Genomic DNA, 2,705 nt, shown 5'->3' on the forward strand with positions numbered 1-2,705 from the left:
GCCGCGGTCAGGCCGTTGCGCGCGGCGAAGCCGTGCTGCATCCGCTTGACCATCGACTCGAACTGCGCCGACATCAGGCCGCACGACTGGGTGGCGGCCATTCCAAGGGCGTCCTCGAATCCGGCGGCGTTCAGCCCATAGAGCGTCCCAGCAGACACCGCGGCGCTGTGGGTACCAAAGACCACACCCGAATGCCAGCCGCGGGAGATCATCTCCAGGCCCCCCAGGGCCATGCCCACCCGTGGCCCCGTCTCATAGCCGAGGATCGCGCCGAGCAGGAAGCGGGACCCTGACACCTCGCCGACGTGCGGGACCGCCGCGAGCATGGCCGGCACGACCAGCGCATTGCTGTGCAACGGGGCGAGCGGGTGGTAGTCGTCGAGTTCGAAGCCCTGGATGAAGCTGGAATTGAGCATCGCCGCCGACGGCGCGCTGGTCGTGCGGGCTCCCCAACCGATCAGCATGGCGCTTCCGGCGTTGTCCAGCGCGGTGACCCCCTCGACACCCTTGCGGGAGACAGGGAGCCTGGCTCCGACCAGGGCACAGGCGATACCGTCGAGCAGCAGGTGCTTGGCGCGCTCGCGCACGGAAGGCGGCACCTCGCCCAGCGAGGTGCCGGCAAGCCAGGTGGTCAGCCGGCCGGTGGGACCCGCGGGGTCCGTGGGGTCGCCGCCGGCGTTGTCGGCCACCCGATCGGGCTTGGGTCCGGAGACACTCATGAGCTTTCTGCACTCCTGCCGTTTCCAGTATGGTCCTGAGTTCGTCGTCGCTGACGGCCGCTCATGGTGCCGCAGTGGAAGGCCCTCGAATCGTCAGCCCTGCGCACCTGTCGCCTGATTCACTGAGATGCCCGAGTCCCTCAAGGGCTGGCGATTCCTGCGAAAGCTCCGCTGCAGCACCAACCGCATCACCGACCTCGTCAAGACCGCCCTCGTCCTTCACCGCGCATCAACGTGAGGATGGAAAGGGCTCACAGATAAACCCTGCCCGGGAGCTGGGTACCGCAAGTTCCGGCCGGTGTTCAGTGTGGCGAGGAGGTGGGCGGGCCAGCGCACTGTCAGTGCAGGCGGGGTCATGTGCCCGTGCACTCTCGGAACAGCACGGGGATGCGGCCGGAGCTACCGTCCTTGGGGCAGGTCGGCGACATCGGGAATGAGGTCAGCAATGCTCTGGAACAGGAACAATCCTCGGTTCAATTCCACCGGGCTACGCGCTTCGATCGGAGTACTGACGGGGGGCCGCCCTGCTCGTCGGCGTGGCCGCGTCTCCGGCCTCCGCGGGCCGGGCCGAGTCGTCCTGGAAGCTGGTCGGCAAGGCGGCCCGCGCCAAGGACACGCCTGACAAGCTGTCGTACGCGGGCACCACGTACGGCGTGGTCGACGGCCTCGACGACCACATCTGGTGGAACTATGACGACGGCGACTACCGGCAGCATCCGGTGCCTAACACGACCTACGTCGCGCCGGTCATCGTCTCCATCCGCGGCCGCATCACCATCTTCCACACCGGGACCGATGGCCAGATCTACTACAGCGTGCTGGAGAACCTCGCCAACAACGCGTGGACGGCCTGGAACCGGGTTCCCGGGGACGCTTACACGCGCAACTCCCCCACCGTCATCCCGAACGGGAACCACGTCTACATCGGGGTCCAGCGGATCGACGGGCGCATGGCCTGGCAGGACATGGACGTGACCAACGGCACCCCGCAGTTCCGCGGCAACTTCGTCACCCCAGCCTCAGCCACCGGCACCCTGCTCCGGGGAGGAGACCGCTGGGGGGACGCGAAGATCTCCGGGATCGTCATCCCCGACACCAGCACCGAGAACCCTCAGGACGGACAGATCGTGGCAGTCGGCGTGGGCAGGCTCGACGATCCGCTCTTCACTGCTCTCGACGTCTCGCTCCCAAGCACCGTGACGTGGTCCAAGTTCCCCGGCGACGCGCTCTGCGAGTCCAGCGTCGAGATCGCCCGCGGCGGCTCGGTCACCATCACCGAACAGCCCGGCGACCCCGAATACGCCCAGCAGGCCCACGAGGCCGTCGCCTGCCTTGGCACCGACGGCTATGCCTGGATCAGCCAGTCCAGCGATTTCGGGCGGACCTGGGAGGGCTGGCACCGCCCAACCGACGGCGTGGGCGCCTCCGGCTCCGCTCCCTCTCTCAACTCCAGCGGAAGCACAATCGACTTGCGCTTGCGGTGGAACTACTACGGCGACAGCCGCTTCCCCGACAACGCCATCGTGGAGAAGTCGCTCTACTAGTAGGGCTTTGTTATGTTTCTGGGTAAGTGGTCGTTCTGGTGGTTTCCTGCTGGTATGAGGGCGGACGAACTCACGCAGTCCCGGGGCCGGTTGGAGGAGTTCGCCGGGAGGTGTTCGCTCCGCTGAGACGTGCTGACCAGCGGGTGAAGGGCGGGCTGTATCTGCGGGGTCTGTTGCTGGACGGGCGCCGGAAGTCGATGCAGCCGATGGCGGGGCGTCTGGGTGTGGACCATCAGCAGTTGCAGCAGTTCATGACGTCGTCGACCTGGCCGGTGGACACGGTCCGCGCGGGGTTTGGCCCGGCGGGCGGTTGGGGTGGTGCGTCCGCAGGTGTGGGTGGTGGACGACCGGAAGATTTCAAGTCCAGTGAGACGGTTGTGACGCTATGAGATCTGTGGTGCGGGCTCTCTACGCTTGGTCGGGTCGTTGATCCAGGCGGTCT

At 67.0% G+C, this 2,705-nt stretch carries 3 protein-coding genes and 1 pseudogene; 3 read left to right on the forward strand and 1 reads right to left on the reverse strand.

All coding sequences use genetic code 11. The features are described from left to right. Positions 1 to 719: MmgE/PrpD family protein (locus ACIPEK_RS46440; RefSeq protein ID WP_402009034.1), on the reverse strand; the 719-nt coding region annotated here is incomplete at its 3' end. Between the two features lie 136 nt (positions 720 to 855). Here ACIPEK_RS46440 and ACIPEK_RS46445 point away from each other — a divergent pair. From ACIPEK_RS46445 to ACIPEK_RS46455, 3 genes and pseudogenes are all read left to right on the forward strand, one after another. Then, positions 856 to 957 (forward strand): annotated as a pseudogene (locus tag ACIPEK_RS46445) (IS5/IS1182 family transposase); the annotation flags it as partial. A gap of 298 nt (positions 958 to 1,255) precedes the next feature. Then, positions 1,256 to 2,263 (forward strand): hypothetical protein, encoded by a 1,008-nt coding sequence (locus tag ACIPEK_RS46450; RefSeq protein ID WP_402009037.1) that lies wholly within the window; start codon positions 1,256 to 1,258, stop codon positions 2,261 to 2,263. Between the two features lie 110 nt (positions 2,264 to 2,373). Further along, a complete protein-coding gene (locus tag ACIPEK_RS46455) occupies positions 2,374 to 2,652 on the forward strand; it encodes a transposase (protein WP_402009040.1) in 279 nt (92 codons plus the stop codon). Positions 2,653 to 2,705 lie beyond the last annotated feature (53 nt).

Origin of the sequence: Streptomyces sp. NPDC088246 (assembly GCF_044741025.1) — a bacterium.
Classification (GTDB): Bacteria; Actinomycetota; Actinomycetes; order Streptomycetales; family Streptomycetaceae; genus Streptomyces.